General features: G+C 42.6%; 26 protein-coding genes and 1 pseudogene. 4 read left to right on the plus strand and 23 right to left on the minus strand.

Translation table 11 applies throughout. The features are described 5' to 3' along the window. Positions 1–148 precede the first annotated feature (148 nt). Positions 149–748 carry a nucleotide exchange factor GrpE gene (gene grpE / locus TT12_RS08530; RefSeq protein ID WP_045453889.1) on the minus strand — a complete coding sequence of 200 codons (600 nt, stop codon included), beginning with the start codon at positions 746–748 and terminating at the stop codon, positions 149–151. A gap of 454 nt (positions 749–1,202) precedes the next feature. Here grpE and TT12_RS18380 point away from each other — a divergent pair, with 454 nt between their 5' ends. After that, complete coding sequence (locus TT12_RS18380; protein WP_279378848.1) at positions 1,203–2,156, plus strand: alpha/beta hydrolase fold domain-containing protein; 954 nt, start codon at positions 1,203–1,205, stop codon at positions 2,154–2,156. Then, a complete protein-coding gene (locus tag TT12_RS18385) occupies positions 2,141–2,605 on the plus strand; it encodes an alpha/beta hydrolase fold domain-containing protein (RefSeq protein ID WP_279378849.1) in 465 nt (154 codons plus the stop codon). The genes TT12_RS18380 and TT12_RS18385 overlap by 16 nt, the downstream gene beginning before the upstream one ends. Positions 2,606–2,729: 124 nt before the next feature. On the opposite strand, the gene TT12_RS08540 is transcribed toward TT12_RS18385, so the two are convergent. The 18 genes and pseudogenes from TT12_RS08540 to fmt all read right to left on the minus strand — a co-directional run bounded on the left by TT12_RS08540 (position 2,730) and on the right by fmt (position 18,545). Beyond that, entirely contained in the window at positions 2,730–4,001 is a 1,272-nt protein-coding gene (locus TT12_RS08540; RefSeq protein WP_227679018.1) for a metallophosphoesterase, read from the minus strand. Positions 4,002–4,028: 27 nt separating this feature from the next. Continuing rightward, the gene (locus TT12_RS08545) at positions 4,029–5,063 is read right to left on the minus strand and encodes a metallophosphoesterase (protein WP_243443515.1); all 1,035 of its coding nucleotides are present in this window, start codon (positions 5,061–5,063) and stop codon (positions 4,029–4,031) included. 204 nt (positions 5,064–5,267) lie between these two features. Beyond that, positions 5,268–5,711 carry a thiol-disulfide oxidoreductase DCC family protein gene (locus TT12_RS08550; protein WP_045453896.1) on the minus strand — a complete coding sequence of 148 codons (444 nt, stop codon included), beginning with the start codon at positions 5,709–5,711 and terminating at the stop codon, positions 5,268–5,270. A gap of 25 nt (positions 5,712–5,736) precedes the next feature. Next, positions 5,737–6,588 carry a fatty acid desaturase family protein gene (locus TT12_RS08555; RefSeq protein WP_201501686.1) on the minus strand — a complete coding sequence of 284 codons (852 nt, stop codon included), beginning with the start codon at positions 6,586–6,588 and terminating at the stop codon, positions 5,737–5,739. Between the two features lie 115 nt (positions 6,589–6,703). Further along, positions 6,704–7,150, minus strand: coding sequence for a hypothetical protein (locus TT12_RS08560; RefSeq protein ID WP_045453899.1), 447 nt, complete (start codon positions 7,148–7,150; stop codon positions 6,704–6,706). Between the two features lie 83 nt (positions 7,151–7,233). Further along, a complete protein-coding gene (locus tag TT12_RS19110; RefSeq protein ID WP_353511622.1) occupies positions 7,234–7,605 on the minus strand; it encodes a DUF1731 domain-containing protein in 372 nt (123 codons plus the stop codon). Beyond that, positions 7,606–8,198: pseudogene (locus TT12_RS19115) on the minus strand (NAD-dependent epimerase/dehydratase family protein); the annotation flags it as partial. It lies immediately after the preceding gene. A gap of 23 nt (positions 8,199–8,221) precedes the next feature. Further along, the gene (locus TT12_RS08570; protein WP_045453902.1) at positions 8,222–8,722 is read right to left on the minus strand and encodes a hypothetical protein; all 501 of its coding nucleotides are present in this window, start codon (positions 8,720–8,722) and stop codon (positions 8,222–8,224) included. A gap of 117 nt (positions 8,723–8,839) precedes the next feature. Then, positions 8,840–9,793: a fatty acid desaturase family protein gene (locus TT12_RS08575; RefSeq protein WP_045453906.1), complete on the minus strand. Its 954-nt coding sequence runs from the start codon at positions 9,791–9,793 to the stop codon at positions 8,840–8,842. A gap of 156 nt (positions 9,794–9,949) precedes the next feature. Next, positions 9,950–10,468 (minus strand): GbsR/MarR family transcriptional regulator, encoded by a 519-nt coding sequence (locus TT12_RS08580; RefSeq protein WP_045453910.1) that lies wholly within the window; start codon positions 10,466–10,468, stop codon positions 9,950–9,952. A 122-nt stretch (positions 10,469–10,590) separates the two neighbouring features. Next, complete coding sequence (locus tag TT12_RS08585) at positions 10,591–11,220, minus strand: L-threonylcarbamoyladenylate synthase (protein ID WP_045453914.1); 630 nt, start codon at positions 11,218–11,220, stop codon at positions 10,591–10,593. 344 nt (positions 11,221–11,564) lie between these two features. Continuing rightward, positions 11,565–12,800, minus strand: a complete 1,236-nt coding sequence (gene dprA, locus TT12_RS08590; protein ID WP_201606037.1) for a DNA-processing protein DprA — start codon at positions 12,798–12,800, stop codon at positions 11,565–11,567. Between the two features lie 76 nt (positions 12,801–12,876). Beyond that, positions 12,877–13,068 (minus strand): hypothetical protein, encoded by a 192-nt coding sequence (locus TT12_RS17135; RefSeq protein ID WP_243443518.1) that lies wholly within the window; start codon positions 13,066–13,068, stop codon positions 12,877–12,879. Continuing rightward, on the minus strand, positions 13,065–13,448 hold the full coding sequence (locus TT12_RS17140) for a hypothetical protein (protein ID WP_243443519.1): 384 nt from the start codon (positions 13,446–13,448) through the stop codon (positions 13,065–13,067). The genes TT12_RS17135 and TT12_RS17140 overlap by 4 nt, the downstream gene beginning before the upstream one ends. A 20-nt stretch (positions 13,449–13,468) precedes the next feature. After that, complete coding sequence (locus TT12_RS17145) at positions 13,469–14,008, minus strand: LysM peptidoglycan-binding domain-containing protein (protein ID WP_243443520.1); 540 nt, start codon at positions 14,006–14,008, stop codon at positions 13,469–13,471. 336 nt (positions 14,009–14,344) lie between these two features. Continuing rightward, positions 14,345–15,766 carry a threonine synthase gene (thrC, locus tag TT12_RS08600; RefSeq protein ID WP_045453920.1) on the minus strand — a complete coding sequence of 474 codons (1,422 nt, stop codon included), beginning with the start codon at positions 15,764–15,766 and terminating at the stop codon, positions 14,345–14,347. Between the two features lie 41 nt (positions 15,767–15,807). Further along, positions 15,808–17,373 (minus strand): transcription antitermination factor NusB, encoded by a 1,566-nt coding sequence (locus tag TT12_RS08605; protein ID WP_045453923.1) that lies wholly within the window; start codon positions 17,371–17,373, stop codon positions 15,808–15,810. A 119-nt stretch (positions 17,374–17,492) separates the two neighbouring features. Beyond that, positions 17,493–18,545: a methionyl-tRNA formyltransferase gene (gene fmt / locus TT12_RS08610; RefSeq protein WP_045454018.1), complete on the minus strand. Its 1,053-nt coding sequence runs from the start codon at positions 18,543–18,545 to the stop codon at positions 17,493–17,495. A gap of 347 nt (positions 18,546–18,892) precedes the next feature. Here fmt and TT12_RS17150 point away from each other — a divergent pair, with 347 nt between their 5' ends. Continuing rightward, positions 18,893–19,279 (plus strand): hypothetical protein, encoded by a 387-nt coding sequence (locus TT12_RS17150; RefSeq protein WP_243443521.1) that lies wholly within the window; start codon positions 18,893–18,895, stop codon positions 19,277–19,279. A 44-nt stretch (positions 19,280–19,323) separates the two neighbouring features. After that, entirely contained in the window at positions 19,324–21,720 is a 2,397-nt protein-coding gene (locus TT12_RS08615) for a response regulator (protein WP_243443522.1), read from the plus strand. A 50-nt stretch (positions 21,721–21,770) separates the two neighbouring features. On the opposite strand, the gene TT12_RS08620 is transcribed toward TT12_RS08615, so the two are convergent. From TT12_RS08620 to mnmE, 4 genes are all read right to left on the minus strand, one after another. Continuing rightward, positions 21,771–22,445: a riboflavin synthase gene (locus tag TT12_RS08620; protein ID WP_045453927.1), complete on the minus strand. Its 675-nt coding sequence runs from the start codon at positions 22,443–22,445 to the stop codon at positions 21,771–21,773. 421 nt (positions 22,446–22,866) lie between these two features. After that, positions 22,867–23,922 (minus strand): bifunctional diaminohydroxyphosphoribosylaminopyrimidine deaminase/5-amino-6-(5-phosphoribosylamino)uracil reductase RibD, encoded by a 1,056-nt coding sequence (gene ribD / locus TT12_RS08625; RefSeq protein ID WP_045454022.1) that lies wholly within the window; start codon positions 23,920–23,922, stop codon positions 22,867–22,869. 95 nt (positions 23,923–24,017) lie between these two features. Then, entirely contained in the window at positions 24,018–24,476 is a 459-nt protein-coding gene (nrdR, locus tag TT12_RS08630; protein ID WP_045453932.1) for a transcriptional regulator NrdR, read from the minus strand. 135 nt (positions 24,477–24,611) lie between these two features. After that, the gene (gene mnmE / locus TT12_RS08635; RefSeq protein ID WP_045453935.1) at positions 24,612–26,057 is read right to left on the minus strand and encodes a tRNA uridine-5-carboxymethylaminomethyl(34) synthesis GTPase MnmE; all 1,446 of its coding nucleotides are present in this window, start codon (positions 26,055–26,057) and stop codon (positions 24,612–24,614) included. Positions 26,058–26,233: the final 176 nt, after the last annotated feature.

Consider the following 26,233-nt stretch of genomic DNA (forward strand, 5'->3'; position numbering starts at 1 on the left):
CGTGGTTGATCTCTTGTTGCTATATATATCGGTTTACTTATGGATTTTTTCAAGTCAATCATCATGCAAAATTTGTCTTTCGTGTGACTTTTTGTGAAAACCCTTAATAATAGTAGGGTTTAGCACATTAAAAATCCAATTTTTAGTACTACTGCCCAACACGTACCATGGCTGGGCGTAATAAACGACCGTTCAAGCTATAACCTTTTTGTAATACAGTACCGACAGTATCAGCCTCGGCTTCTTCATCGATACCCACCGCTTCATGAAGATCCGCGTTGAATTTCTCACCTTGTGGGTCAACCATTTCAACGCCGTTCTTATTTAATACGTCCAATAACGCTTTGTGCGTCAGTCTCACCCCTTCTGTAACAGGGTCATCGGCATGGGCGCTTTCGATGGCGCGTTCTAAATTATCGACCACTTCTAATAGCTCTTTGGCAAATTTCTGCAAGGCAAAACGCTTACTCTTATCCGCCTCTTGCTCCATGCGTTTTTGTGCATTGTAAGCTTCGGCATTGGCACGGGCGGTGACTTCTTTAGCTTGCTTCACTTCACCTTCTAGTTCAGCGATGCGCGCTTTAAAGGTGTCGAGATCGATTTCATTTTCGATGGTCAGCTCTTCACCTGAGTTATGCTTTGGATCAAACTCTTTCATGGTTTCTTCTAAAATACTGTCACTGTGTTCAATATTGTCATGCGCCACATTTTGCTCAGGCGATTCGTGGTTGGTATTTTGCTCGCTCATGATAGCTCCTTAGAATTTTAATAATGACAATTTATATAAGACGCAACAAGTTCACTATTTGCTAGGGATACTGTGCTCTTATTAAATAATTAACCCGTCTTACACATTGTTGTTATGAGTACCTTCTACTAGCTGTTTGATAAAGGTGATGAAGGTAAATTTCAAGCCTAAGCCAAGGGAATTTTTCTAATTTACAACAAATATTGCCTAAATCTAGATTAAAGTGCTCAAAACAGAATTTCATAGGTGGCAAATGGCTATCCATGTTGGTTAACACAAGCTACAAGAAAGCAGTACTTATTCCAAAAAACTTACCGTTGGTACATAAGCCATTACCAAACAATACTCAACTTTATTTTTGATTACTCTATTATTGCTACAAATAGTATGGCTCATGTCAAAGTGAACGCTCATATATGACAACGCATACTGACAATCATCAACGAGAAGTGTTATGTCTAAATCAACCGTGTTATCAATCAATGCACTATTAAATAAAGCGCTGATAACGATAAAGCTCGCATCAACAGATCGTATAGATAAGGGTATAAAAGAAGAAAATGGCACTCAAGAGAATCGTTTGACCGTCAAACAAAAGGTGCTTAGCTATAACCCGTTGACGACTTGCCAGCCGCATACCTTGCACTATGCCATGAAAGGAGTCGGCTATCTGCCAACGCCACTATTAGAGAGCTTGGTTGGTTATTTGAAAGGACCTACCTCAAAACAATATCTGCACGCCGATGCTCACCTGCGTTTGATTCTCGCGGTGAATAGTAAGCTTAAAACGCCTCTTGAGCTGACACCAATGCATGAGCTGCGCGAAAGGTTCGCTACTGACGCCGTGGCGATGCAAGCGCCGCAGGTATGGCAGCAAGCAAGTGACAATATCATCGGCAACATGAAGCGATTTACGAAAAAAAATCAGAAGCTTGTGCATTGGGAAGACAAAGTGATTGCCAACGCTGATGATGGCGATATGACCATTCGCTGTTATCAATCAGACGTGAGCTCTCATGGCTTAGGGTTCAAAAAAGCGGATACTCATAATTCTGATGAAACAGTGTTGTTATATTTTCATGGGGGTGGATTTTGTATTGGTGATGTCAATACCCATCATGAATTTTGCCACGCGGTTTGTGAGCAGACGGGCTGGCCGATAGTCAGTGTTGATTATCGCTTAGCACCTGAGCATCCTGCACCAGCCGCATTAAAAGACTGTATTACTGCCTACGCTTGGCTGGCTGAGCATTGCCATACCTTAGGCGCTTTACCCTCGCGAATCGTACTAGCAGGCGATAGTGCTGGCGGCGGATTGTCCACTTTGATTGCCCAACAACTCACTGCGCCCTCGAAAGTCGCATGGTCAGATCTGGCATTGCAGGTCAAAAAATGTTCGATTTATTAGAGCCCTTACCAAAGCCGCTTGCACAAATGCCTTTATATCCTGTGACGGATATCGAAACGGATTATCCAAGTTGGGAGTTATATGGTGAGGGATTATTATTGGATCATGCCGATGTGGCTGTATTTGATGCTGCTTGTTTAGATAACAGCCCCTTGCCACGCCAGCATATACTTAACTGTCCGATGCTTGGTGATAATAGTAAAGTATGCCCGACTTACATTGTCGCCGCAGAATTAGACGTATTACGTGATGAAGCATTTGCTTATGCAAAGCAATTAAAGGTGCATGGTGTAGCAGTCGAGACTCATACCATTCTTGGTACGCCGCATGGTTTTATTCATTTTATGAGTATTCATCAAGGTATCGGACAAAAAACAGGCGATATTATTAAAGGGTTTACGAGTTTTGTGCGTGACGTTATCAATACTCAGTCACAATTAGCGGCATAATTATCAACACAGTTGTATAAGAAAGTGCTGGTTCATTTATAAAATAGAATGGTGCTGCCATTATTTAAACGTTACTTTTTTAAGCATTGTTTTCTTAAATATTGTTTTCTTAAATATTACTTTCTTAAACGTTATCTTCAACCTGACCATTCACAGTGATTAGCCAAATCTCTGAGCGCGAACCCAAGCGAAATGGAATGCCCCAAAAGCCGTAACCAGATGACACCACAAAGTGTCCTTTGCCAATGGCTTCATAGCCATAACCCAAGCGATTGATGGCACTAACAATGAAGTTGGCGGGGAATACCTGACCGTTATGGGTATGACCTGAGAGCTGTAAATCAATCGGCATTTGACTGTGCTCAGCAATATCACTTGGTCTATGATCTAGGAGTATTACAGGCTGTGTAGTATCAACTTGGGCTAGTAGATCGGTTGTGGCTACCCGCTGTCTTTTATGGTTATCAAAACGCCCAACCAGCCAGATTGGTTGACCTTCATGCTCGATGCCGATTACTTCATCATTTAACAACTGCACGCCAGCAGCACGCAACGCTTGGACAATCGGCTGCTCATGCCCGTATAAATCATGATTACCTAAAGTAGCATAGACCCCATATGGCAGGCTTTCGCATAACTCCGCCAAGTTTTTCGCCATATTATAATCAGTAAATGCTTGCGTATTGTCATCCATAATATCGCCTGGCATCAGTAATATGTCGGCTGTATTTTTTACCATAAGATGATGCAGCCTATCTATTGCACCGCTACCAAACAGTCTCCCGATATGCAAATCACTTGCGACCGCAATACGTAATGGCTTAGCCAAAGGTTTATCAATATCAATAGATAACTCACGTACCACAGGCACATAAGCACTGTATAGGGCATAGAAAAACAACCCGATAAATATTGCCAACGCCAATATTCGCAACCCAAAATCGACGGTAGCCGGTGTAGCGAGCGCATCACCAGTTAGCGATGTAATTAGCCAATAGCCACCATAAAATAGACTCGTAACTAAAGCCGTCAATAGCATGAAATGCATAACTAACATCCAACCACTGATCCAGCGATAGCTATTGGCAAATGCTCTATTGACACTGAGTAGCAGCAAACCGTTGGTAATAACGAATACGATGACCCATACCGAAGTTTGCAAACCTGCTGTCTGCCAAGGCTGTAACCACCATTGCACGCTTAGAGCTGCACCGACACTAAACAGCTGCAATAGCACAAAAATGGTGATAAAAAATGCGTAGCGCAGGAAAAATCCTTGAGTATGATGGCAGCCATGCAGTATGTTTTTAGCTGACAATACAAGCAAAATAGCTATCAGCCAGCCTAACAGCAAATAAAAGCCTCTACCATTTAGATATAGTAGAGGCTTTATCATTAGGGTAACACTGTTTATTTAAATGGCTCATACACCAGACTGCAACGTAATTATCCAAATCTCAGAACGCGTTCCCAGTCTAAATGGTACGGGACCAATGCCATAACCAGAGGTCACCAAAAACTGCGTATCGGCTATTTTTTTACTACCATAGTTTAGTGGTGTCAACCAATCCATCAATAGCGTTAACGGAAATATCTGCCCGCCATGGGTATGTCCAGACAGATGCAAATCGACTGGCAGGGCGCTGACCTCATCCATCGCGCTAGGACGATGTTCCAAAAATATCACTGGTTTATCTGTGTCTACTTGCGTCAATAATTCCTCGGCTGACAGTCTAGTACGATCGATATCATCTGAGCGCCCCACCAGCCATACTGAATCATCTAATAGCACACTCTCATTATCAAGCGCTTTGATGCCAGCCTCTTCCACCGCCTGTGTGATCTGTTGGTCATAACCGAAATAATCGTGATTGCCTAAAGTCGCATAGACGCCAAGCGGCGCCTTTAGCTTTGATAGCTGCTCATGCATATTGGTATTATCGTAAGCAATGGTATTGTCATTCATAATGTCACCAGCGATAACCACGACATCGGGATGTTGCGCATCGATAAGGCGCACCATTTTCTTTATCTGCCGATTGCCAAACCATCTGCCCAGATGCGTATCAGAGACAAGCGTTATCTTCATTGGCTTAGCCAGCGGCTTAGCTGTAGTGACCGTCAATCGATGTACTTCGGGCGAGTAGGCATTAAATACGGCTAAGCTAACAATGGCTATATAAATCGTGACAGATAGAGCGCGCAAGAGTATTGGACGAGATTTTTGTTTAAAGAGCCGATAGACAAGGAGCGCAACTACAGCAGTTATCAAACCCGCATAAAACATAAAACCTTGCAAAATACTGATGACTAAATAGACATAAAAGCGTTCGTACCAAAACTCAGTCAAACCATAAATGAGAGCACTATTATTAATAATAAAGACAACAGCTATCAGTGCAGCTTTTGCAGCAGTCGTTTTTGGCTTTACAAACCAGCAGAGAAGCACGCTGGTCATAACAGCTAGCAACTGAGTGAAAACAATAAAGAACCACATAATCAAGTCTGCTTAGATAAAGATAACGCTATCTTACGTGAAAAATTTGATGCTCTGGATATAGCCTCATTTTTTCCACGAAAACTTCATATGCTTTACGCCCAAGGTGCTGTTGCCACAAAACTAAATGGTTGCCACAAAACGTACTTTAACTTTTATCTGGTGCTATTTACAAACGCCGTTTTCACAAGCCTGCATCAGCGCTTTGCCATAGAGCAGCTTGGTCACCCAATTCGGGATTCTATAGCGATTACGCGCGATATACGGATAAGCGAAGTCACCAAGTTGTTTGACTACTGGCAAAAATAACAACGTTGACAATTTCACGCCGCCCGTTCTGTAGAGCAGCCGCACGGCATCCATATGCGTGTACCAATTGCCGTAGCTGTCTTGCATACACATATACGTCATCGCATCCTTACGGCTGAATCCTGCGGCCGCCAACTCATCAAGCCCCTCTTCCACAGGAACTAAGCGTATCTTCTCGGGCTGACGCACTTGCATATTGTGTGCCTCGGTACTGCATATGACGCAAGCATCATCGTAATACATGGTGATGGATAAATGTGCTTGCTCTCTATAACTGTTGATATGGTTTTGGATAATCATCTTACGACTCCTTTCTGAGTGATAACTAAATATCAAGGTGGCTGGCATTGGATTTTTGAGTCACGCTAGATTGTTGGTGCTCATTGGCTGCGGCTAAAAAGGGAATGACTGGCTGCTGCGTCCATTGCGGTGCGGCAACATCTAAGCGCTTCGCCAGTGTTGGTAAATGATTGGTCGGGACAGCTGGGAACAGATGATGCTCGATGTGGTAGAGCAAATTGAAAGTCAACAGATTAATCAATGGATGGCGCTCACTACGGGCATATACCACCTCATCGCAACCATGATGGACGCTCCATACCGCAAAGAATCCTACCATCGTATTGGCCAATATCATTACCAATACGTGATACATCAAAACTGGATGCATCGTGATAAAAGCGGTGGCGATCACTGCGAAAATGAGCAACAGATCAAAGCCAACGAGTATACGATTGCGGCTACTACCATGCGTCAAGCCAAACCACTGAATCATAAACGAAAAAATACCACCGCCTAATATCGCCTGATACCAAGGCAGACGAGCCCAATTACCCTCGACATCGCTGTCACCCAGTGGATCTCTATGATGATTGAGATGTGTGTGCCGAATAGCATGCGTGCTACAGAGCATCGTGATACTGAGAAAAAACAGCATGGTTTCAGTGGCAAGCTTCTCTACTCCCAACGTTCGATGATAACAATCATGGGCTTGTCTCAGTGCGGCAGTAAAAAAGAAAAATGTCGCCACAAGTGCAAGCAACCACCACCCTTGCCACGCGCTCCACCATGACAATAATAAAAAAGGCAAAGATAAGAAAATATTATAAACAGTCTCGCCAAGACTAAGCTGTCGCAAATCTTGCCATTCAATATTGGCTAACGAAGGATGACGCATGATGTTCTCCTTACTTGGTGATAAGCAGTAGCTGTCTAGCTGGCGCGACCGCTTAATTTAATCGGCTGTTTTAATTTACTTTATTTCTGTTAATAGTGAAATAACTATTTAAATTTTATTTGTATTTAGGTAGTGCGATAAGACCTGTAATTACAGCGCTGGCTCCACCTATCAAGCTAACAACCAATCCAAATATTATTTTCTCTAAAAAAACATCTGTTTCTATAATCCAAACTGCAAATATAAAAGTACTAAAGAATCCAATGAAGAATAATGGTACTATTTTTAGGATGGAATCAAAGACTATCTTCAACTTACATATAGTTAATCCAGCTACTAACGTAGGGAGCAAACCAAAAAAGAATCCGCCTACAATAGAAGCTAATAGCATTTTGAAAATATCTGTTAACTCTTGCCTAAAAATATTACCGTCAATTACAAGCATATATAAGAAGACAATCAAACCACCTATCGCACCTCCCGACAATCCATAAACTCCTATCACCTTACCTTTTGGATAGTTGGTTACAGTAACTGTATCGTTGCTATCAACTTTACTCATAAAAACCCCTCTTTAGGTTTCACATGAAACAAAGAATCCTATGATAAAAACTACGTTTCACATGAAACAACCTTCATAAGTATCTATGACTTCTGCTCTTCTAACGCTTGCTTCAGTGTTGGCTGTTTAAAATCATAACCTGCGTCCTGTAATGCTTGCGGCACTACTTTTTGACCATCAATTAATAGAGTCGACATCTCACCAAATATCAGCTTAAGCAGAAAATTGGGTAAAGTAAAAAAGGTGGGACGGTGTAACCATGCTCCAAGCGTTTTGGTAAAAGTATGATTGGTCACTGGATTAGGCGCAGTGAGGTTATATACCAGCACTGGCGTATCATTGATAGTTTCTAACGAGTGATCATCGGTAGTCTGAGTATCCGCATAATTAGCAAGATGCTTTTCAATGATGAATATCACCGCCCCAACCCAGTCTTCACGACTGATCCAGCTCATGATCTGTTTGCCATCACCTAACTGCCCACCAACGCCCATTTTAAATGGGGTTAATAACTTACCAAGCATCCCGCCATCAGGATGGATAACCACCCCAGTGCGCACGATAGCCACAGGCACGCCATGTTTAGTGGCTTTGAGCGCTAACTGCTCCCATTCATGACATAATTGATGGGCAAAATCAGTTTCAAAACCACTGCTTTCGGTAAGAGGTTTATCGCCTTGTGCGCCATACCAGCCAATCGCAGAGCCGCTGACCATTAGCTTGGGCTTAATACTGGTGCGCTTAATAAATGCTAATAAGGATTCGGTAGCTTGATACGGCTGGCGAGCAACTGCTCTTTGCGCGCATCGCTCCAGCGCGAGTCAGCAATGCCTGCGCCTGCTAGGTTTAAGATAACATCAAAGCTTTTATCTGAACTCGCTAGCTCATCGTAGGTCATCATACTGATCGCGTCAGGATGTGTTTGGCTGCTATCGCGTGTTAGCCATGTAATGTGTAAGTCCTTATCTTGCGTACGATAGCGTTTGATAAGCTCGTCACTAAAAGCACTGCCTAAAAAGCCTGAGCCACCACTGATTAAAATATTCATGTCCTACTCCCTATATTTTTCGCTTATCGTTTAGTAAAACTTAATCCGTTATAGTTATCGTCTACTTTTTTAGTACTAATATCAAAATGACTTTTACGTACTTTTGGTAAAGCAATGCGGCTGGCAATCGCTGAATTGATTGCGCCAAATAGTCCTATGCCAATCATAAAGGCCAGTAGCACACCAACCTCTATCAAGGAGTTGATGCCTAAATATAGGATGATTGCACCCATATAACCTGCTGACGTTATAAACCCCACTAAAAATGTCGTGCGTAGACTCTTATGATCACCGCGCCATATCTTCTTATAAGCGACGATAACACCCGTTAATAAAGCAGGTATAAAACCAAGCAGACCAACATAGAGTAATGGCTGATAACCAATCTGCGCAAAATCCGCATTCCTAAAAATGAATAATAGAGCCAGCTCTGAAATCAACCCACCAATCATACTACCAAGCCCTGCAAACAAAATAATCACTTGTAGATAAGGATACACACCTAACTCATTATTCGTTTTCATTCTATTTATCCCATTAACATTCATCGTTAATTCAGTATAAATACGGCGTTGCCAAAGCCAATGAAATTCATGTGGATAATTGGTGGATAAGTATCTTGATTTTGTTTTGCCTACTGATTAAGCAAAACGCTTACGAATAGGACAGTCACTATCATTACTATTTTGAGATTTATTCTTTAATTGGTTCCAACGATGATTAATAAAATCTATGACGTTAACCATACTTGGCAATACATGTTCTTTGGTCAGATGTGGCGTTGCTGCATCTAAACGCTTGGCAAGCGTCGGTAAATGATTGGATGGCACAGCAGGAAAGAGATGATGCTCTACGTGATAAAGCAAATTAAAGGTCAGCAAGTTGACCAAAGGATTGCGCTCAGTTCGGGCGATTGTCTCATCACAATCATGATGCACGCCCCACACCGCAATGATGCCAACGCTAGCATTGGCCAACGTCATGGTCAGTAGGTGATATATCAATACTTGCGCTAACATGGTCAGAGCAGGAACAGTTAAAGGAAATACGGTCAGTACGAAGGCAACCAAGACGACTAAACCAATCAAAGCAAACTCTAGCCACGCCAATTTTTGATTGCGACGGCTACTTAGACGCAATCCTTGACGATAAATATCCAATCGATAAGTTATCCCGTAGAGCAGCGCTTGCCACCATGAGCCTTTTGCTAGACTGCCTTCAATATCACTATCGCCCAATGGGTCACGATGATGCGCCATGTGGGTGGCTCGAATGCTGTGCAAACTGGTCATTAATAGTACGCTGAGCAATAATAATATGGCGGTGGTCGTGCGTTTACCTGTACCCAAACTATGATGATAGCCATCGTGCGCTTGGCGAAATGCGGCAGCAAAAAACAAATAAGAAGCGCCGCACGCCAATACATACCATGATTGACTAGCAAACCACCAAGACAACAACAAAAATGGATAAGGCAAAATAATGTTGTAAGCGATTTGAGCGCGCGTTAACTGGCGCAAATCCTGCCACTCGACTGCAGCAATAGCCTTTTTAATGGCTGGCTCTTTATTAGTGTGTGTCTGATTGACTGTCATTTTACACATCCATTTGTCATTGCTATTTTTGGTTGCTGCTATTTTATAGAAACTTATCTCACTTAAACTTAACTGGCTTTTATAGTTATTACATATATTTCTGTCAAAACAGAAATTATATTGCAAATTTTTTATTTTAAATTACACCGCTAACTATTAACGTAAGACCTTTTTAATACTAGCGCCCAGTTTTAGGACTTTTTTGAGGATGCTTGTGGGCAGTTTAAGCATCTCAGATGACCATGTGGTTAGGGTACTAACGAATTCTTGGGTATCACGAATACGTGACTTTACCTCATTATTTTCATGTTCAAATTCAGGACTGTCCATCAATTCTTGTAAGAACTGTACTGTTGGCTCAAGCTCACGCTTTTGTCGTTCAACCACGATGATGCGTGCCAGCTCCCAAACATCAGTATTGGTTGTGAAGTGATCGCGACGATTACCCAATATAGAAACCTTTTGTACCAAGCCCCAATGCTGCAACTCTTTAATACTGTTTGAGACGTTAGAGCGAGCAACACCAAGTGTGTCGGTAATTTCTTCAGCATTTAATGGCTTACCAATGATGAATAACAACGCATGAATCTGTGACATGGTGCGATTGACGCCCCACTGCGAGCCCATTTCACCCCAATGTAAGATAAATTTTTCGGTCACAGGATTCAGTTTCATGATTAATCTGCACTCTATTTTATAAGTTTTGGTTATTTATTGACTTATCTTGCGCTATTCTTTTATTTCTGTCAATAGTGAAATCAACAGATAACACTCATCACTTGGTTGACTGTCATGCGCTAACGAATCACTAAACCCGTGGTTGCGTCACGAATTTGGCTCGGTAAAGTATAGCCTAATGTTTCAGCCTGCAAGTAGCTGATTTGCTCGCCAAAATACCCATACGCATCAGTGAAAGTCATAGCAGGCGGTTGCCCTGATGGATTACAGCTTGTGGAAACCAATAGTCCAAATGGGTTTTGAACGTCGACCAGTTGTTGGCACAATTGACGAATCATAGGATGCGCAATAACTCTAACCGCCACTGTTTGATGCTGCCCCGTGATCCAAGGAGGGATAGTCGTTTCAAGTGTCTGAGGGATAGGCAGTAGCCATGTATGGGCTTGCTTACCTTGTAGCTCTATACTGTCAGTATCTGCCTGCCAACTCTTGATGATTTGTTGGCGCAGACCTTCTTCTAAAGGCTCTAGTAACGGCATTAAACGCTCAGCGCTGTCAGTAATGACGATCATGCCTTTGGCTTGTGGACGCTGTTTAATGGATAAAATACATTGAACGGCTGCTTCGTCATAAGCGTCACAACCAATACCCCAAACGCTTTCGGTGGGATAAGCAAGTAGCTGTCCTTCTTTAAGCCATTTGGCAGCTTGAATGACAGAGTCAGTAGTAAAAGATGTGTATTTTTCCATGGCTTGAAGGCTTCAAAAAGGTAGAAATTTAAGCACTCATCATAACATAAGACTAAGAAAAATTAGGGCAGCGAAGTTTAAAGCGACCTTATTAGCAGCTACCTAGGGCGTGTCATCAATTAGCACATTAGTACGTTTAGTGGTCTTAAAATGGCTAAATTTTTCTAAACATCGTCAGAAATTTTGTCAATATGTTCATATTAACGGCAATTTCTTCCTTGTTTATCTACAATTTTTCTCATTTTAAGCCTCACAATCTAATTGATGACACGCCCTAGATTGTACTGTCGTCAATCACTTGGCAGTAGATAGGTGAAAAGCCTAAAGCGATAGAAAGTACAATTTTAGACGCGCAAATACCGTCCGCCTTGCACACTAATGATGCCTAATAATTCAAGCTCCATTAACTGTCCAATCAGCTGCGGTGTGGCAAGTTTGGTAGCGATAATCAGAGCATCTAAATCCTGCCCGTGCCAATCAAGCTGCTCATACACAAGCATCAAATGCTCTGGTACGACGATAGCACTGGGAGAAGGTTTAATATTGGATGATGCTAGCTTGCCAGTATTTGCAGTAGAACTGCTATCGTTTTCTAAAGGGTTTTCTGTCTGACTACGATTCAATGTAGATAAGACATTTGATTGAAATGAATGACTGTTATATGGCAACTGACTATTGATATCCTCTAGCACTTGCTGCGGATGATAAATTAAAGTCGCACCTTCACGTATCAGGTGATGACAGCCTTCTGCATTGCTATTATCAATATGACTTGGAATGGCAAAAACTTGCTTACCCTGCTCCGAGGTTAAACGCGCGGTAATCAGCGAACCACTCTGAATGGTCGCCTCCGTCACAATCGTTGCTAAGCTCAATCCAGCGACCAAACGATTACGCCGTGGAAACGTATGCTTATGTGGCATTGTATGCGGCAATAGCTCACTAATAATACAGCCGCCTTGCTCAATTATTTGGGCAAACAATTTATCATGATGATTGGGATAATTGACCTCAATACCCGTACCCATTACCCCAATCGTTCGACCTTGATATTCAGCGTCTGCCTGTGCTAAAGCGCCTAGATGTGCGCGCTTATCGACACCCATGGCAAGACCACTGGTGATGATATAACCAGCTTGCGCCAAATATTGTGCGATATCAAAGGTGATTTTTTGGGCATGGGCAGTGGGTTTTCGGCTACCGACGATCGCGATTTGCGCTTGACGCAAACGCGATTTATTGCCTCGGTAAAATAATAAAGGCGGTGGGTCATAGATTTGCGAGAGCTGGGCGGGATAATCAGGCTGGTCAGCAAATAGCAGACCGTAGCGCCCTTCGATGAGCGCTTGCTGTATTTTATCGATACTGGCTTGCGTTTGCTCTGTCTGTTCATGACGGGCAAGATGGCTATGATGAATACCCAATTGCCGCCAAGCATCTACTTTGGCGTACCAAGCAAGCTCTGCTGTGCCAAAAGAAGTAATGAGCTTATGATAAGCAGATAATGATGCATTCACCTCAGTCCACAGCGCCAGTACTGCGCGCTGCTCATCTGATAAAGAAGAAGTAACTGCCATCATAATCATCTAGCTCGTATATGCTAAGTTAGTATATCCCGTCCAAAAATAAGCATGTTCTCACTTATAGTGTACTCATTTATAGATATGGCGGTGGCAACAGCTGATCGCCGACGTTTAATGGTAGCTCTGAATCAAGCACATAAGCATAGCTAATATTATCGAAAGTATTGAATACCATGACCATACCGCTTGGCTCATTTGGTAAGCGTACTGGCGTGTCATTGTCTTTGGTATCGCGGATTAAGGCCCCTTTTTGATAGACAGTCAATACATCACCAGGCTTAGCACCATGGTACTACCTAAGTTGATAGCAACGACACTACCCTTCGCCGCTGAGCTGATTGAGTCCATGACTCGGACAATCATGCCACCACGACTGACAATTGCAGGGGCTGGATAAAACACAGGTGGAATAGAGTTATTCAACTCAACGAATACGCGATCACCTTCACGTACTTCTTTGTCGTAACTGTCGGTGAGCTGCAAACTGCTGACGCCGTTGGTTTCTGTCGAAGTAACCAAACCCGTCGCAACTTGCGTGACCTCTAAACCGATAACTTCTTGGGTTTTTGGCTCAACATATAGTTCTCCTTCACGGTAGATACCATAACGCTGACCGACGATCAGTGGCACACCTTTGGCATACACTTTATCGCCGCTAGCGGTAATTAAGTTGCCTTTTTTAGAGCCAATATATAAGGCGTGGTATTAAAATCTTGTGGATTAACGATGACTGTCTTATCTAACCAGTGTTGAATAGCAGACCACGGAAGCGGTGGAATACTGTTGGCTGTCGAAGTGACTGAGACTGTGCTAGATACCACGTTACCCGTTAACTGCTTTTCGACTCCAGCACAACCTTCGCCAGTATCAACACCAATTAAGGTTTTACCTTGAATCACACATAAGATAAGGATGTCGTTAGGATAAATAAGATTGGGGTTTTTGATTTGCTTATTGGTTGCCCAGATTTCTTTCCAGCGCCACGGACTGTCTAAATAACGTCCTGATATGTCCCACAACGTATCGCCTTTTTTGACGATATAGCGATTGGGCGCATCCGCTTTGATGGCTGGTGGTGGATTGTTAGCGTGGGCAACACTCATTAGCATTGCACTACTAAATGTCGTGATTAACAGTGCTTTTGCTATCGTTTTTAAGCTCATCTTCATTGTTATATCCACAATATGTACCGCTGTTGTCGCCACAATTAGTACCATTTAGATCTATTACTTAACCTTAATCTTTGACTGTCATTAAAATAGTGACAAGCAATAAGGGTCGTAAAGGGACTTAACCGTACGATTATCATGACGCTTATAGGGCAGCTGTTCAGTGTAATTGGCTGGTATGATTACTAAAAAAGCGTCTAGCAAAATGATGAGTCGCCGACGCTGTTTCTAATATTACAATTATATCTACCATAACACAATCATAAACACTTTATTACAATGGCGTAACTTTTATATGAATATTATTTCTATATTTCCTCATTGAAATTTATAGAGTTCCTCATGAAAATAAGTATTAAAATCCACTCTGATTTATGCTGGATTTGGTATCACATGCTGACGAATTTGCTCAGCGACCAATTCGGCATCATTATCAAGCACCACCACATGCTGCGGTAAGTTCTCCAAGCCTTCGGTATGGGCTGGGCGTGCGATTCCTATTTGACCTATCGCTTCAACGATAGTATCTGCAAATTTCACTGGTAGCGCGGTCTCAGCACAAACAATGATCTCGCCTTCGCGCTGTAGCTCTTTGGCAACCTTGATACCATCAGCAGTATGCGGATCGACCAATTCACCATACTGCTCATAAAGTGTTTTGATAGTGTCGAGACGGTCGGCATGAGTAGATTTACCCGCAGCAAAACCGTAGCGAGTGTTGACCGCCTCCATTAGGTCAGACAAATCAAAGCCTTGACCAGATTTCACCCCTTCAAATAACTCATGAACGCGGGCGCTGTCTTTATCTAATAAGAGATAAACAAAACGCTCAAAGTTAGAGGCTTTAGAGATATCCATCGATGGGCTTGAAGTGATATAAGTTTTATCAGTCGGACGCGGCTGATAAGCACCTTGATTAAAGAAGTCGTTAAGCACGTCGTTTTCGTTGGTTGCGACGATTAGACGATCAACTGGCAGCCCCATTTCACGTGCAATGTGACCGGCACAAATATTACCAAAGTTGCCTGATGGCACGCTAAAACTGACTTTTTCATCGTTGCTTGTAGTGACCGCAAAATAGGCTTTAAAGTAATAAACAATCTGCGCTAGGATACGACCCCAGTTAATAGAATTAACCGTACCTAAATTATAAGCCGCTTTAAACTCAGCATCTTGCTGTAGGGCTTTGACGATGTCTTGGCAATCATCAAACATGCCGTCGATGGCAATATTATGGATGTTTTTATCAGTCAAACTATACATTTGCGCACGCTGGAATTCACTCATTTTGCCATGCGGTGACAGCATAAAGACTTCGATATTTTCTTTACCACGCAAAGCATATTCTGCCGCACTACCTGTATCCCCACTGGTGGCACCAATGATGGTAATACGCGCGTCTTTTCTTTTAAGCACATATTCGAAAGCATTACCCAAAAACTGCATGGCAACATCTTTAAACGCTAACGTCGGACCGTTTGATAATCCTAGAATATATAAATTGTCTTCAAGCTTACGGACAGGAACAATCTCATCAGAGCCAAATACCTCAGCGGTATAAGTGCGCTTAATAATGTCTTGCAAATCAGCCACAGGAATATCAGTCGCAAAGCGCTGCATAATCGCCATCGCCAGCTGTGGATAGCTTAGCGTGCGCCACTCAGTAAGCGTCGCACTATCAATATTCGGATAGTGCTCAGGCAACATCAAACCACCGTCTGGGGCAAGACCCATTAATAACACATCACTAAAATCCATCGGCGCTGTCTGACCACGGGTACTGATATATTTCATTAGATTGTCCTGTCTATAATGAGATTATTAGTTAAAACGGTTTATTCAGCAGTTTTTTGCAGCAAGGCATAATAAAAGCCATCGCCGCTCTCGCTATCTATTGGTAAGCACTGACGACCGATTGCTTGTTCGATACCCCAATTGCAATCGTCGCTAAATTCAACGGCTACTACATTATTATAGTGAGTCATGAAATCTTGCATCTGCTCGACGTTTTCTTGCTTTAGGATAGAGCAAGTGACGTATAAGAGGTAACCACCAACTTTAAGTTGTGGCCATAGATTATGCAAGATATCGGCTTGTAGCAATGCCGTTTGCTCAACGTCTTCTTCAGTACGCAAGATACTGATATCAGGATGACGGCGGATTACGCCAGTCGCCGTACAAGGTGAGTCTAGTAATATAGCGTCAAATACGAGCTTGCTCTTTTTCTTACCCGCACCTTGCCATGTGGTCGCATCAGCACAGACAATATTAAGCTCAATATTTTTCTCAGCTTGCTGCAAGTCGTGCTGACTTAAATTCAAGCGCTGTAAATTAGTATGAATACGCTCGATACGCGGCGCTTCATTATCAATGGCAGTCAACTTCACTTTTGAAACCATAGAAACAGACTCGTCGCTTTGTTTCACGTGAAACAGCGAAGAGTCATTTGAGCTAATTAATTCTAACCAATGAGCAAGCTTACCACCCGGCGCTGCACAAGCATCTAAAATGCGGATCTCGTTGTTGCTCGTATCCATATCGTCGTCTGCATCATCGTTTTTAACAGTCAGTTTATTAAGTAAAGCGTTATGGATAAGCGGTGCTGCAAGCTGAGCATGCATGTCTTGTACACTAGCAGCTCCTTCAGCGAATTGCGGTAAGGCATTGACTGCCGTGCTTTGATGTAGTCTAAGACCTTTGGTTAATATGCTATTAGATGTGGCTGCATCCGATGAGTTGGGTAAATTAAAACCACTCGTTAGCTCAACCAAATCTGCTTCAACTTCAAATTCCACCAATGCTTGCTGATAATCCTCTACCGAGGTAACCGCTGTATTCACGCGTAAAAACATCGGTGCAGGTTGACGTAATCCTTGCATCAGATCGTCATACTGCTCACTCCAATCTTGCTTAATCTGATAGGCAAGCCAATTCGGTAAGCTGTGTTTTTTATCACATTTCTTACGGAACTTACTTGGGTTCTTAGCGACTTTACGCAAGATGGCATTGATTAAACCGGTCGCATGCGCAAATTCGATTTCTTTTGCTGCTTCAACCGTTTCATGAATCGCCGCATGGTCAGCCACTTGCAAATAGAGCAGCTGCGTCAAACCTACTTGAATCGTCGTACGTACTTCTTTTTCATCAATCGAGTTATCAGCCAGACTATCGAGTAGGCGCTCAAGGGCATACCATTGACGCAACGTGGTGAGCAGTAACGCATGGGCAAAACCTTTATCACCATCATGCAAACTGTTTAGTAGCGGATCAAGGACGCTTGCTAGCGATTGACCATTCTGAATCGCCAGTAAAGTGCGAATCACGCGGACGCGGACGCTACCATTCATGATAAGGTTGCTTGACGGTTTGAGCTTATTGTTTCTTGGCGCAGTGCTTCTCATTAAATTGAATTTCCTTGACGCCTAATAGTTAGCGTCTGATAAAAGTTGGATTGTTTGGTATTAAATGACGAATATAAAAATAAATAAGGTTAAGCGGTATTAAACTGATTTAGGAGCAATTATTTTGAGTCTGCTGTGAACTGGTCACCATCATTTAATTGATTACCATGGCAAATTTGTTCAGCGGTCATTGGCTTACCACCAGCAAACTGTAATTCGGTAATGGCTAAAGTACTGGCTTGCGGTTTTTCGACACCATTATCAATATTACTGTCATGACCACAAGCTACCAATATCGCTTTGCGTCCAACGCTGATGACTGTACCAGCAGGCTGATTGGTTTGCTGCGACGGATTCACAGGTAAGCTGGCTAAAATCTTGACACGCTGCCCTGCCAAAAAAGTATAAGCACCTGGCCATGGCGTCAAACCGCGAATTTGTCGTTCGATAATAGTCGCTGATTGTGTCCAGTCGATTTCACCTTCAGTTTTGACGAGTTTTTCAGCGTAATTGGCTTGACTGTCATCTTGAGCGATTGCTTGTGCTTGATAATGTGGCAAGTCCTTTAGCACGGTAATAATGGCCGTCGCCCCAAGCTCAGCCATTTTATCATGGAGGCTGGCAGCCGTATCATCAGCCTTAATAGGAGCGCTGATTTTGTAAATCATATCACCTGTATCTAAGCCCTTATCCATCTGCATAATGGTAATGCCAGTCTCGCTATCACCCGCCAATAACGCGCGGTGAATAGGTGCTGCACCGCGCCAGCGTGGTAATAAGGACGCATGAATATTGAGGCAACCATAAGTCGGTGTGGTCAATACCCCAATCGGCAATATCAAGCCATAAGCCGCGACAATCATCACATCTGGCTGATAACTACGCAGAGTCTCACGTGCAATCAACCCTTCACTACTAGATTTTTTAAAGGTGAGAGGCTGCTCAACGGCAATATCATGCGCCAATGCGACTTGCTTTACTGCAGAGGCTGATAATTTTTGACCCCGTCCTGCCTTGCGATCAGGTTGCGTATACACAGCGACGATGTCTATATTCAACGCTTCTTGCTGGCTGATAAGCGCCTCAAGACTAACCGCTGCAAACTCAGGAGTGCCAGCAAACGCAACTCTTAAGCGCTTACTAGATGAGCAATCTTTCGTCGTAGATGGCATGGATAAATCGGAGGCAGAAGCAATTATAGTCATAAACAGGCATTATATAGTTGATTGACTCATTATAGGTGAGTTTACGATGTTGTGCCATGGTTGTAATAACGGTAATCGAGCGTTACCAATGATACGGTTTATCTTTATAATAGAAAGCAAGCAGGGCGCTCTTATTGATGAGTTTATTTACAAAATAATGCGTGATTGAGCGATATTCCACTGCCATTCACCATTTTTTTCTAGATAATAGCGGTAAAACCGTAAAAGTTAAAACGACTTGAATAAACCAACTACTGTGCCCAACCGATTACTTACTCATTATGTTTCTTGTGTCGATATAGGACCACGCTTTCATGCAACAGTTTCAGTCCTTACAGCGCTTACTCATATTTTATGCACTGACCTTGCTGGTCATGTTGTCTATCTATTATTTTGCGCTGTTTCACGAGATGAAAAAACACAGTGAACAACACAGTATCGATACTTTCCATACATTGCAGTATGAAGTCACTGAACGTGATGATCTTTTAAACCCTGACATTAAAAGGATTTTAGAAAAACCCGTATTTGAAGACATAAGCTATCAGCTGGTTTTTATGATGCCCTCTGGGCAGACTTATATCCATCGCCATACTCAGCCAATGAGTCTGCTTTTGCTAACGTTACGTTTCCTATTATTAGCTCATCTCCTTCTAATAACGGCAGTCATAGTGCTTACACGCTCAATAATCGCAACTTAACCGGCACCATTAAACTCAAAAGTGGTCATCAGCTTTATATTATATTGCGCCATAAACCGCTTATCATTGACTGGATATCTTATCGCTACTGGTTGCCATTGATGGCAGCGATCATACTTTTTATTATCGCTTTGCTGTATATGCTCAATCGTCGCACCAATTGGGAACAGCTGCTGATTTATACGGACAATCTAAGTAGCCACGCAAAAGAAGCCTATAGTCCGCCGCCTTTTTGCAAAAAATCTACGCCTGAGTTTCTGCGTTTAGGCCATGCGCTGAGCCGTGTCAGCTACCAGCTGCATAATGACTATCGCCGCATTAAAACCCTAACACACCGTCTTGAACGTTTGGTTGATCAATCCCCTTTACCGATGCTAATGATCATGCGTCATGGTCAAATCAGCTTTTTCAATAAACGCTTTGAACAAATATTCATGTCTTTACCGCAAAGCGCTAGCAACTATGAACTGACGGATTTTATCGCGGGTAAAGATGAATCCACGCAACGATTACTTCAAACATTAGCCAACCTACGCGTCACTCGTACCTTAACAGTCTATGGGTTAGAAAATGGACAGACTTACCAATTGCACGTTACGCCATGGTTTGGTGAACATGGTCAGGTTCACGGCTTTACCGTACTGCTGAATAACGTTAATGAATTTGCCAGTCAAATAGCCCAATTACAGCAAAAAAATCAACGGCTACAACGCCAAATTGATGAATTTAATACGATTAAATCGACGATGGGTCATGATTTGCGCCTGCCATTAGAAGCAATGATTGACACGCTAGAACCGATTGATCCTGAGACATTGACTGCTGCGCAGAATGACATTTTAATATCCTTAATTAAAAGCAGTCAGAGTATGCTCACGACGCTTAATGATGTGCTAGACATTGAGGAGATAGCGGTAAGAAAAACCCGCCTAAGCATTGAGCCTGTCGATATTTATAGACTGGGGCAACAGGTCAGTCAGTCATTTATAGAAAGGATAAGGCAGCAAGGACTTGAGCTGCTGTATTTTTTTACACCTGACAGTCCGCGTTGTATTGATACAGACCATCAGCGCCTACAGCAAATCTTGTACGACTTATTAGATAACGCGGTGAAATTTACCACTTCTGGCTATGTATCACTGACCATCGAAACAGTCAGTAATGCAGAGCTATTAGCAACAAAAAACCGAAGCTTAGTAAATATTAATAAAGACCCTACACTGATTAAAAACAATCAAATCAATAAAGACAATCCCAATCATGCCTCACACGACTGGATTCGTTTTAGTATAAAAGACAGCGGTATGGGCATCGATATAGCGAAGCAACATCAACTGTTGGTTCAGCTTAATAAAAGCAACAACCAAAACACCCATCGAAACGTTAATTACATTCAAAAGAACACGACTGGGCAAGGCCTAGGACTAAATAACGTCAATAGTTTTGCGCGATTATTGGGTGGTTTTATTGAAATAAAAAGCACGATGACTGAAGGCAGCAGTCTGAATCTTTATCTGCCTTGCAGACGTCCAAATTATCAGCCTATTTATCATCATAGTCAGCATTTGACTCATATCCATCTAATAGCCGTGATTAAACAACCACTACGTGCCAAACATCTGCGCGATTTTTGCGCATATTTATCGATGCCAGCTACTATCTATACTTCTATAGATAAATTAGATCTACAACAATTAAACGAAAAACTGGCACAAGACGAGCAAAGACTCGCCCCTATCTTGCTATTAGATTACGAATATTATGAAACCCTCTCTATTGCTTCCGCTAATCAGGCGATAGGGAATGATGATAGACAACAAGCATTAAATACCCTACTCGATAATCCGTCGCTACCAAAGATACTACTCAGTATGAAACCTGAGCGCCGTATTCCCTCTATATTATTAGATAAATATGAAGGATTCTTGGGCAAACCATTAGATGCGACTTTATTGCTCTCTGAATTACTGCGCTTAACCTTACCAGCGAGACAGAAGCTGGTTCAAGCCATAGAGATAAAAGAAGAGAATAAGCAGCTAGCAAACGAAGCAGATAAAGCTGCCAACGAGAATGTATTGCCACTTATCTTGGTAGTAGAAGACAGTCCAACCAATCAGAAAATAACGTGCAAGATATTGAGTAAACTTGGTTATCGTAGTGTGGTCGCAGAAGATGGTCAGCAAGCGTTAGATATGCTACAACAACAGCGTCAAGATATCTCACTCATTTTGATGGACTGTCGCATGCCTGTCATGGATGGGCTACAGGCTACCCAAGCGATTCGTGCGCAAGGCGATAAAATTGCGATTGTGGCGCTGACTGCGAACAACACCAAAGAAGATCGCAACGCTTGTATAGAAGTAGGAATGGATGAGTTTTTAGCCAAACCGATCAACAAAAAAGAGCTAGAGTCAGTTTTACAGAGCTTCATAAAATCATGACAATCTGTAAAACTGACTCTTCAGCTTTAAACCATTACTTCATAAATCAGCTATTTCATAAAACCATTATCTGCTAAAAATGCTTCTGTAATTTGGCTTTGCGGACTTGGCGTATTCATACCACTGGTTTGCGACTTATTTAACAAACGTTCTAAATAGCGCGCAACGATATCCACTTCGATGTTGACCTTATTTCCAACCAGCCAATGCTTAGCGATATTGGTCACTTTTGCGGTATGTGGAATGATATTTAAAGAGACAATATTGTCTCGTACAAGGTTGGTCGTCAGACTAATACCATCAACCGTGATAGAGCCTTTGGTCGCTGTATAGTGCGCCAGCTCTTGTGGTATCTCAATCTCGATATAGATAGAGCGTGCATCTTGTTGCAGCTTACTGACCACGCCGACGCCATCGACGTGACCCGCGACGATATGACCACCAAAACGCGTGGTTGGTAGCATCGCTTTCTCTAAATTCACCGTGTGACCAGCTTTCAAGGTTTCTAATGCGGTACGAGCAATAGTTTCACGTGAGACATCGACCGAGTAATGATTACTCCCTAGGTCTACGACGGTTAAGCAGATACCATTGGAGGCAATAGAATCTCCTAGCTTCACATCACTAAAATCCAAATCATCAGACTCTATCGTCAAACGTATATCACCGCCCGTAGGCTGCATGGATTTAACCTTTCCAACACTCTCTATAATTCCAGTAAACATATCGACCTCATTTCATTATGATATTGTCTTTATAGACAATATATCTTGATCTATTAATATTGTGCTAGCATTTGTCTAAGCCAGTTTTTTCAGTGCAACTTGAGCTTAATTGAGCCTATGATGGGATAGATTGTGGATAAGTACTGATAAATCAACTCATAACGTATTAAAACACGCATTTCCGTTAAGTTATCCACAGAAAACAAGATGTTGGCTAATATCAAGAAAGATTAATAGTAAAATCTAAGTTACTGATTACATTAGATTAATATCGAATTTTTTATAAAAACCCTATTTTTCTGTTTCATGTGAAACAAAGTTACACACAGTTTCATGTGGAACCTTGTAAGGCACTGGCTGCTTATCCACATTGAGCAAAAATTTAGCCCAAACTGTGGATAAGCTGTTTATAAATAATCAGTTATAGCGGTAATAAAGTCAATTTAAGGTCAGGAGTTAATGTTTCATGGCCACAAATATTAAAACGCAACTGCTGAGCTAGAGACAATGGGTTAAAATCGACCATTGGTCTTGCTTGCGCGCCTAACAAACAAGGCGCCTGATAAACAATCAACTCATCTACCAATTGTTGACTTAAGAAACTACCAGCAACGCTAGCACCGGCCTCTACCAATACGTCATAACATTGATGATCACTGACTAATTTTTTTAGTAATTCAGTTAAGTTATCTTCGCGCCAATAAATCGTATCCGGTCGACGGCATAATTGATAGTCAGACTGTAAGCTGTGTTCTAAGCGCTGACGCCTATCGAGTACGACAACCTTAGGAATAGGAACTTGTTCAGGTGGCACAGCTAATTGGTTAGAACGTACATTAAGCTGTGGATTATCCGCGATAACCGTTTCACTACCAGTAATAATCGCGCCACTTTGAGCACGTAGCTTCTGCACATCTTCGCGGGCAGCCGCTGAGGTAATCCATTTTGACTCGCCAGATGCCATCGCGGTACGACCGTCAAGGCTAGTGGCAATTTTCAGCCGTACATAAGGCATCTGGGTGCGCATTGCCTTTAAAAACCCACGATTTAAAGCTTCTGCTTGCTCGGTTAATATACCGACTGTCACTTGAATCCCAGCCTGCTCTAACAGTTTCACACCGCGTCCTGCCACTTGCGGATTGGGATCAAGTCCTGCGATCACGACACGTTGCACACCAGCATTAATAAGACCCAAAGCACAAGGTGGCGTACGCCCCGTATGACTACAAGGCTCTAAAGTCACATAGGCAGTTGCACCTAAAGCCCTCGCACCCGCTTCTTTTAGCGCAAATACTTCTGCATGAGGCTGACCAGCTTTCGGATGAAACCCTTGACCGACGATTGCTTCTGCTTGCACGATGACACAGCCTACCGCTGGATTAGGTCTGGTTGTATATAAACCCTGTTTGGCTTGTTCGATCGCAAGCATCATAAAGTAACGGTCTTGCGCATTCTGAGTATGGTTTGAGACTGGCATAAAATTAGACTTCATTAATGATTACAGAAAATTCTATCTAAGAAAAAAAATTGAGCTAAAAAGTAAATAGGTAAGATTCGATTGTATTCATCAATTTACTTATCATTTGGACGAATATTGGCAATCTCTTGATGAAAAGCATCAATATCTTGAAAGTCGCGGTAAACACTGGCAAAGCGCACATAAGCAACATCATCTAACGTTTTAAGCTCACTCATGATAATCTCACCCAACACCTTGCTACTGATTTCGCGCTCACCCATCTGTCTAACACGCTTCTCAATACGGCTGATCATCGCCTCTTGTTCATCAATGGTGATAGGGCGCTTTTGCAATGGTAATAAAATAGACCGGCGCAGTTTCTCATTATCATAAGGCTCAATTTTACCGCTTGACTTGATGATTCTTGGCATCACTACTTCTACCATCTCAAAAGTAGTGAAACGCTCTTGGCAGCTATTGCATGAGCGGCGACGACGGACTTGCGCACCTTCTGCCGCCAGACGCGAATCAATAACTTTAGTCTCTGACGCGTTACAATACGGGCAATGCATAGCGTTTCCTTATTTCAATATTAAGCGCAAGAGTCACAGTCATTATTTATAGGACCAAATGATAAGACCGAATGATAAGACCGAAATTTCTGAGAATTAACGAGCTGTATCAGGTAATTCAAAAAAATCGGCTGATTATTTTCCAATACAGAAACTACCAAAGATTTTGCCCAACAAGTCATCCGCACTAAACGCTCCCGTAATCTCACCCAAACTGTTTTGAGCTTGGCGTAAGCTTTCAGCGACTAACTCTCCTGCTTGAAAGACCGTTAACTGCTCGTGCGCCTCTGCTAAAGAGTCGGCTGTGCGTCTAAGTGCATCTATATGACGTGTGCGAGCAATTAGGCTGTTTTCTGGTGGATGAAAACCGACCTTAGCACACAAGGCTTCGACCAGATTATCGATACCAGCACCTGTTTCACATGAAACATTAACTTGTTCATAACCATGTTCTTTTATTGCGATTTGCGAGACAGAGGGTATTTGACTGCTACTATCATCTAGTAAATCACTTAACAAATCACTCTTATTAGCAATGATCAATAAGCGTTTGGCCTCTGGTAACTCACCAAATAATTGTTCTGCAAGCTGTAGCGGCGTACTTTCTTCTTCAAGATCACGAGTCACATCGTAGACCATCAGTAGCATATCAGCCTGTGTAATGGCGTTACGTGCTCGTTCAATCCCAATACGCTCTACCGTGTCTTCTGTGTCGCGCAGACCCGCCGTATCGGTAAGATGCAGCGTCAAACCATTGAGCACGACGGTCTCCTGTAGCGTATCACGAGTCGTACCTGCAACGTCAGTAACGATAGCGCGCTCTTGCCCTGCCAGACGATTCAGTAAACTTGATTTACCCGCATTTGGTCTACCTGCTAGGACCACATGGATACCATCACGTAAGAGCTGACCCTGCTTGGCAGTCGCCAATACTTGCTGTATCTTGTCTTGCGTTTGCTCAAGTTTACTTTGTATAACACCGTCTGATAAAAAATCCACGTCTTCTTCGTCAGGGAAATCAATCGCCGCTTCAACATACAAACGCAGATGAATAAGCTGCTCTAATAGTTGATTAATCTTCTTTGAAAACTCACCACTAAGGGAGCGAATGGCGCTGCTAGCAGCAGCGGCACTGGTCGCATCAATGGCATCAGCGATAGCCTCTGCTTGTACCAAATCCAATTTATCATTATCAAAAGCACGATAAGAGAATTCCCCAGCACCCGCTTGTTTTGCGCCCAGCTCAAATACCCTTGCTAACAGTTGGTTTTGTAGAATCATACCACCATGCCCTTGCAGCTCAATCACATCTTCCCCTGTGAACGAATGCGGGCCTTTAAAGTACAGCACTAACCCTTCATCGATGACTGTACCATCAGCCTGATAAAAACGACAAAAACTGGCCATGCGTGGCGTAAAAGCAGACTTACCTGTTAGTGTACAGGCAATGTCATAAGCACGCGCACCAGACAGACGTACAACACCAACGCCACCTCTTCCAAGCGGTGTGGCAATGGCAGCAATCGTGGCCAAGCCAGATGCTTTAGGTGGTTCAGATGCTTTAGGTACGTTTGACGCCATCTCTAGGGAATCCACAATTACTCTCAATAGCTAAAAACTCCATTATAGACGGCTGGACACAGACTGACAAAGCAAACTTTAAATAGCCATGCTTTGCGCTTATTTTATTTCAGATCAGTGAGGGATAATAGAAATGTCACGCATAAAAAAACCACCGCCGTAGCGATGGTCTTTTA

The sequence above is a fragment of the Psychrobacter sp. JCM 18903 genome, assembly GCF_000586475.1.
In the GTDB taxonomy this organism is placed as follows: Bacteria; Pseudomonadota; Gammaproteobacteria; order Pseudomonadales; family Moraxellaceae; genus Psychrobacter.